The 6,000-nt window shown below is 66.5% G+C and carries 5 protein-coding genes and 3 pseudogenes; 4 read left to right on the plus strand and 4 right to left on the minus strand.

Annotated features, from left to right (window positions below; genetic code table 11):
- Positions 1-1,251: 1,251 nt before the first annotated feature.
- From QOZ89_RS22245 to QOZ89_RS22255, 3 genes and pseudogenes are all read right to left on the minus strand, one after another.
- Positions 1,252-1,529 (minus strand): annotated as a pseudogene (locus QOZ89_RS22245) (integrase core domain-containing protein); the annotation flags it as partial.
- An 848-nt stretch (positions 1,530-2,377) separates the two neighbouring features.
- Positions 2,378-3,721, minus strand: coding sequence for a sialidase family protein (locus QOZ89_RS22250; RefSeq protein ID WP_071049911.1), 1,344 nt, complete (start codon positions 3,719-3,721; stop codon positions 2,378-2,380).
- A 186-nt stretch (positions 3,722-3,907) separates the two neighbouring features.
- Positions 3,908-4,138 (minus strand): annotated as a pseudogene (locus QOZ89_RS22255) (alcohol dehydrogenase catalytic domain-containing protein); the annotation flags it as partial.
- 283 nt (positions 4,139-4,421) lie between these two features.
- Between QOZ89_RS22255 and QOZ89_RS22260 the strand changes: the two are divergent.
- The 4 genes and pseudogenes from QOZ89_RS22260 (at position 4,422) to QOZ89_RS22275 (ending at position 5,831) form a co-directional block, all read left to right on the plus strand.
- The gene (locus QOZ89_RS22260) at positions 4,422-4,730 is read left to right on the plus strand and encodes a helix-turn-helix domain-containing protein (protein WP_071049909.1); all 309 of its coding nucleotides are present in this window, start codon (positions 4,422-4,424) and stop codon (positions 4,728-4,730) included.
- 23 nt (positions 4,731-4,753) lie between these two features.
- Positions 4,754-4,909 (plus strand): annotated as a pseudogene (locus tag QOZ89_RS22265) (IS6 family transposase); the annotation flags it as partial.
- 114 nt (positions 4,910-5,023) lie between these two features.
- On the plus strand, positions 5,024-5,296 hold the full coding sequence (locus QOZ89_RS22270; protein WP_274536555.1) for a DUF5372 family protein: 273 nt from the start codon (positions 5,024-5,026) through the stop codon (positions 5,294-5,296).
- Between the two features lie 121 nt (positions 5,297-5,417).
- Entirely contained in the window at positions 5,418-5,831 is a 414-nt protein-coding gene (locus QOZ89_RS22275) for a recombinase family protein (RefSeq protein WP_071049906.1), read from the plus strand.
- Here QOZ89_RS22275 and QOZ89_RS22280 read toward each other — a convergent pair.
- Positions 5,809-6,000: hypothetical protein (locus QOZ89_RS22280; protein ID WP_312624962.1), on the minus strand; the 192-nt coding region annotated here is incomplete at its 5' end. The genes QOZ89_RS22275 and QOZ89_RS22280 overlap by 23 nt on opposite strands.

The following is a 6,000-nucleotide window of genomic DNA, read 5'->3' on the forward strand; positions in this document are numbered from 1 at the left end:
GCCGCAAGGCTCAGGAGTGGCGACGCCAGCGCGACAGCGACGGCTACTCGCCTACAACGTTGAGCTCGCGGGGCCCCGGCTATGGGGGATCAAGGCGGAGGGGGATTCACCCATTCATACATGATCGGTCTACGCGAGGTTTTCGACCTGTCGCTCCTGGCTACGGCGACCGGGGCGCAGCGATGACCAGGCGCCCCAGGCTGACCGCGCCAACAGGCGAAGACTGACCCGACATGATCATCATGTCACCTGCAGCCGTGACATCTACGTCTCTGCGCATCACGGCGACGAGCGGATCACGCTCCACCAGGCAGGAACAGAGACACTGCCCTCGCCAGCAGTCTCGAGCGCGTTCCCTCCCCAAGCACAAGATCACGCCCACCTGAGACTCACCACGATCAAGCACGAGCAAGGCCGGCATTCAGCCGGTCCCAACATGCAGCTCACGGGCCCGAGAGCCAGGCCGCCAACAGGGAGCCGAAATCCGCACCAAACGATGCCTGCAGGCTACGCGCGGCGGCAGCCCACGCCACGACACTGTGATCACCCTGGACTGGACCCCACCCCGGCCACACCAGGACCGGCGCCCCTCCTTCGGGAGTTCGGGCGAGCACCAGCCGACCAGCCACCACTCATGATCATCATGGCCGAGCGACATCGTCAACGGCGTGGACAACAGTGGATCGACTTTCCTACGGCCCTCTGGCGGCGACAACGGCCGCAACCGCCCCGGGAGGAGCCGACCGGCCAGGGTTCCCTCAGCCAGCTGGTCCCAGCGAGGTTCTGCCACTCTCCAAAATCCGCACCGCACAGACCCAGAGTGCCGTCGGACAGCGCACCGAGCCATCCCTCGGTCAGCACCAGCACCCCTCCCCCAGCCCCGCCCAAGGCGCAAAAAGCCCCCACAGCCGTCCGATCACACGCGCCTAACGGCCATCAGCACGAAATACCATGCCAGCAACGCAAAACCGCAGGTCATGGATCCGCCAGCCAGCTGCGCGCAACACATTCAGAACTTCTTTAGCCGCCCGATTACAAGTCGGCCATTTGGGTGTTTCTCCGTGTTTGCGCATGCCGCGCGTTGCCCATTCGTCCACGTGATGGCCGATTTTGCTGTCATCTGGGGTTTCGGAATGCCGCATCGTGTCGCGCCGTCCGTACACACAATGAGCACACATCCGGTCCCGCTAGCGGCAGTTGCCCAGCCGCTATGGCCACGCCAACACCCCCGATCGTGATTGCAGTGCGTAGCCGTCCCGGCCTTGCCCACGCGTGCTGGCTCCGTAGAACGGAGCCAGGAGTGACCAACCGTTGCAGCCGAAGCCTGCGCGGCAGGAGCCGGATCAGCGCGGCGAGCACGGCCCGGTCCGCCCAGTCCCCCACCGTGGCTTGGGCTGGGTACGGCACAGCACCGCGACCTCGTGCCGCAGCACAAGCAGCTCGATGTCCTTGGACGCCGACGAACGACCAAGCAGCATCAGCCAGCCACACACCCGAACGAAGATTAGATAATGCAGGCGCACGGACATGGTTGACCATCATGCCGACGACTGGGCCATCGCATCAGCCCAGGTCACGGGCCCAGGCTGACTTTTGACACCCCACAGGTGCCACGTCCCAGCCCGGGATGTCGGTGTAACGAGGCATCAGCAAGAGTTCCCTGACAGTCGCCCTCTACCGGTCCTTCCCCTCACCTGTGACCGTCCTGGCTGGGACGAAGGTCCTTGGGCTTTCCCGTGGGCTTCGCACCCGACCGATCAGGAACCGGCCACGCACGCCACAGTGGGGACAGGTCGAACGCAGACCCGGAGCTACGTCTTCGACATACGTCGAACCTCCTCCACGAGCTCACTCACAACGTGCGACTTCGTGTCGCAACAACACCCACCGACCCCACCAGGGGCGAGACCAGCGTCCGCCGAATCACGACCCCGCCACCGTCGTACCCCTCGACAGCCCGATCCGCCGCCACGAGGTCCTGAGCGGCGTGATCAACGAGTACCACCGCGCCGCTTGATCGAAGAACAAAACTGCAGGTCAAGCCCCCAAATCGAGTTTTGGCACGCTACACGCCCTGCAGCGAACGCGGCCGGGAATCGATCGTCGTGCGTTTCCCTGTCACGGCCTGCCAGCCATGTCCCGTCCGTGCGTAATGCACCCGCTCTACCCGGAATGGTCGCCAGTTGATGCTGCGTCCCCGTGACATCCACGAAACGGTCGAGCAAGCCCGCGCCGACCAGACCACGACGCCTGGAAACAGCGCTACGCGACCCGCGCCGGTGTTGAGGGCACCATCCACCAATCAGTTGCCGTCACCGGGCAGCCGGGTCGACCCGGACTCGCAGGTCGACCCGGCCGGCCCAGGCAGAGCGCCGGCTCAGCGTCCGGGCTTGCGGTAAAGACTAAGCGGAACCCGGCTGAAGATCGCGTCCAGTTCGGTCAGGTCATTGTCTCGGCCGTCGGACCAGGTGACGTAGGCGTAGTTGTCGTCCAGGGCGATCCAGGACCAGCGGTCACCGGGAGGTCCAGCGTGCGCGGCCGGCTCGGTTTCGCGGTTCACCTTCACCGGTGCGCTGAACGATCGTCCGTGATCGAAGGAGACGACGGAGAACGCGTCGACCGCGGATGTCCTCCACATCACGCCCAGATAGCCATTCGGGCCGAAGTCCATCCACGGCCGCTGGGCATCTGGGGCGGCGATCACGGCCGGTCCGGTCCAGGTCTTACCGGCATCCTTGGTGACGTATACCTCGAGGTTGCCGTCCCTGGGGACCATGACGGCGAATCGCCCGGACTGTGATGGGTCGGCCGATACCCAGGGGATGGGGTCGGCAGCACCTCGCTGCTGCGGGACCGGCAGGAGCGGTCCGCTTCCTGCCGGGACCGGGGTCCCGTTGCCGCCGGTCACTGGGAGGTCCGTCCAGGTCTGCCCGTCGTCGCGGCTGACGTGCAGCGTCACTACGCTCTCTTGGCTCGCGGAGACCAGGATTCCGCCGTGGACGGCGAGCTCACGACCTGGGTAGCCGCAGGCGGGCGGAGCCTGCGGAGACACCACGACACAGGGTTGGGGGCCGGGAATCAGCCTGGGCGAGCCCCAGGTCTGACCGCGGTCCGCGCTGACGGACACCGCGCTCGGGTACTGCCATTTGAGGCCGCCCACCGCGTAGACCTTGCCGGTCGCGGTGTCCACGCGTAGCTTCGGCGCACCGCTGAGCACGAGCGGCGTCGTCACCGGGCCGGACCACGTCCGGCCGCCGTCGAGCGACCGGGAGACCACGACCCTGTTCGTCTGGTTGGCCGTGGAGTCAGGGCCGACCTGATTGTTGAGGATGTAGAAGGTTCCCTTGGCATCGACGGCAACGTTCGGTTCGCCGCACTGAGGCCGGTCGCCGAGGGGCCAGGGCACCCGCGTCCAGGTTTGGCCCCGGTCCTGGGAGTAGGCGAGGAAGCACTCCCCGATGGGATAGAGACCCGGATGCGGCTGGAAGACCGTCGAGGTGAAGACCAGATTCCTGGGGTTCTTCGGGTTGATGACGACTGCCGGCTGTCCCTCCTTGAGATCCGGCGTGTTGGTCATGTTGATCTCAAGGATTCTTTCCCGGACTGGTTTCCCTGGCTCCGCCTGGGCGACAGAGGTGACAGAGGTGACAGATAAAACAGCCACCGCTGACAGTGCGATTCCGCACACTATCGCCCTGGATCGACCCGGTAACAACGTCATGGTCTTCCTTTCTTTCCGTCCCGCACGGTTCCGTCAGCTCTCTGCTGGCGGTCCGAAGAGCTCGGCGAGTCGGCCCCTCGCGCCGCCGAACTCCTGCAGTGGGATGGGGGTCCGTTCGGAATCTGCTATAGAGAAGAACCGCGAGACCCGGGTGGTCGCGACGGGACACAGCGGCGCGTCCAGGCGGGCCGCGGCTAGGTCTGTCTTCTCGACCCGGCCGACGATCTCGTGGCCGGCGATGGAGGGGAACGCACCGCCCCACGAGGTGGGGACGTGGCTGCGGAAATGGTCGACGTCGCTGTGGCACAGACCGGTCGCCTCCACCCGCAGGACCGCCCCGCCGGGCTGCGGGTCCGGCACCGGGAGCTCGCGTAGCTCCCAGGTTTCGTCCCCGTTGAACACGACGGCACGGCTCACGGCAGAACCGGTCACAGCCATGTCGCGGACCCCGCCGGGTCGCAGGTGTCGAGCGGCCTCGACGGCGAGGACGCGCGCCATGCCGCCCTTCGAGCGGCTGCGGGACCGCATCCATCCCGACTGCCTAGACCAGGGCCTGGGCGAGATCCAGACCGATCCCCGCGTCACCATCGTCGCTGCCCACAACGACACGTCCCGACAAAGTGGCCATGGAGTATTGCTATAGCAAACCTCATATTGGAGTCAAGCCCATGACCTGGTCGGGGTTCGCTATCTTGGCTGCATGGCCCGGCCCGCGCCCACCCGCGCGGCAGACATCGTTTCCTTCCTCACCGCGCACCCGTCGCGGGGCCTCATGATCAGCGAGCTGGTCCAGCGCCTCGGAATGAACATCGCCTCGGCGCACGCCACCCTGGCTGTGCTCTGCGACTTCGGGTTCGTCGTACGGGACCCGGTGCACCGGACCTATGTCCTGGGCCCGGCCCTCGCGGCGACCGGCTTCGCCGCCCTCGAACAGCACCCGGCCATCGAAGGCGCTGTTGCGTTCGCTGGGGACGGCGGTCAAGCTGGTCGCTCAGGCATGATCGAGTAGTGCGTCGTCGGCGTGTACGACCTGTGGTCCCGGCCTCGGAGTTTGCCGGGTTCCGCTTCCCACCCGAGGTGATCGTTCTGGCAGTACGGCGGTACCTGCGGTTCGCCCTGTCCTACCGCGACGTCGAGGAGCTGCTGGCCGAACGCGGCCTCGAGGTCGATCACGTCACGATCTACAGGTGTTGCGCCATGAGGCGCCTTGTCGTATCCCCAGCGCAGTTGGGGGGAACTTGGAGGGATGTTCTCGGGCCCGATGGCTAACCCGGCGCCGAAAGGTCAAGGGGCCGTTTCTCTATTGACTGTTCGGATTCGGTTCGGGTCACGCATCCGTTTCATCCGCTCCGCGGTGAGGTGCTGCGGGTCGAGCGGGTCGGTGTCCGTGGCGGGGTAGTTGTCTTCGTGTGTGAGGGCGGCCCGACCGGGCGGGTCCGGGTCGGTGAGTCGTGGACCGACCGTGGGGGTGATCCGTTGTCCCACCGGCTTGCCGGGGAGGCTCTCGTCGAGCTCAAGGTGCTGGTCGATGCGCTTGCCCGCCGTCGCGAGCAGGGCGCGCGGGTCGGCGGGTAGGCCGTGAGGGGGTCGATGTGGGCTGTGCGGGAGCCTGTGACGCGGATGAACGATCTATGGCGCACGGTCGAGCGGGTCATAGCGGTGGCGAACATGGCCACCGCGGCGCTGGAAGGCTGCCATGAACGGCACATCGAAGATCATGTTTTCGCACTGGGACCGGCTGGCATTGGTGTACGTCCGCCAGTCCTCGCTGCGGCAGGTGGTGGGAAACACCGAGTCCACGGCGCGGCAGTACGCGTTGGCGGACACCGCGCGACAGCTGGGCTGGCCGGCGGACCGGATCGTCGTGATCGACGCGGACCTGGGGATCACCGGGCAGGACACGGCCCATCGAGCGGGGTTCCGGGAGGTAAGCGCCCGGGTGTGCCTCGGCGAGGTCGGTGCGATCTTCGCGCTGGAGGTCTCGCGGTTGTCCCGGTCGTCGGCGGATTTCCAGCGGCTGTTGGAGCTGGCCCGGCTGACCGGGACGCTGCTGGTCGACGCGGACGGTGTCTACGACCTGGCCGACTTCACCGCCTCGTGCTGGGCTTGAAGGCGACGATGAGCGAGGTCTTATGCCGACGTCGGCATAAGACCTCGGACATGGTGCCCTTCAGCCCCAGCAGCATCCGGTCGTTGAACATCGCCGGGTGGTAGACCCCGTCGGCGTCGGCGATCAGGGTGTCGGTCATCCCGGCCAGATCCAGCAGCCGGTACCAGTC

Origin of the sequence: Pseudofrankia coriaricola (assembly GCF_032027725.1) — a bacterium.
In the GTDB taxonomy this organism is placed as follows: Bacteria; Actinomycetota; Actinomycetes; order Frankiales; family Frankiaceae; genus Pseudofrankia.